Source organism: Corynebacterium sp. HMSC070E08, assembly GCF_001808895.1.
GTDB classification, from domain to species: Bacteria; Actinomycetota; Actinomycetes; order Mycobacteriales; family Mycobacteriaceae; genus Corynebacterium; species Corynebacterium hiratae.
This window is the reverse complement of sequence record NZ_KV794730.1, coordinates 1-516: the sequence shown is the minus strand read 5'-3', so window position 1 is coordinate 516 and position 516 is coordinate 1. Positions and strand designations below refer to the sequence as shown.

Here is a 516-nt window from a genome sequence, read left to right as displayed (position 1 = left end):
GTGGTTCTCGAAGTCGACGGGGCTGACCATTCCGAGTGCAGAGTGCCGGCGCCGACGGTTGTAGACGACTTCAATCCAGTAGGCAACAGCCTTGCGTGCAGCATCACGGGTAGGCCATCGCTTACGGTCGTAGAATTCAGTCTTTAGCGTCGACCAGAACGACTCGGCCATCGCGTTATCGAAGCACACACCAGTACGCCCCACAGACTGGGCAATGCCCAGGCTGCGGCACACCTCCCAGAGCTTCTCGCTAGTGAATTGCGTTCCACGGTCAGCGTGAAACACCAGCCCATCAGGAACGTCACCGCGCAGCGTATGCGCCATCCGCAGGGCCCGTTCAACCAGGTGTGTGTCTTGAACACTATCCATAGCCCAGCCCAGTACCCTGCGGGAATGACCATCGCGGACCGCGCACAAATACAACCAGCCCTCACCGGTGCGCAAGTAGGTAATATCCGACATCCACACCCGATTCAGCTCACCAGTATCAAACATGCGCTTGACCAGGTCAGGAAG

Annotated in this window: 1 protein-coding gene; it reads right to left on the bottom strand. The window is 58.3% G+C overall.

Annotated features, from left to right (window positions below):
• Positions 1-516: IS3 family transposase (locus tag HMPREF2526_RS01765; RefSeq protein WP_148139528.1), on the bottom strand; the 516-nt coding region annotated here is incomplete at both ends.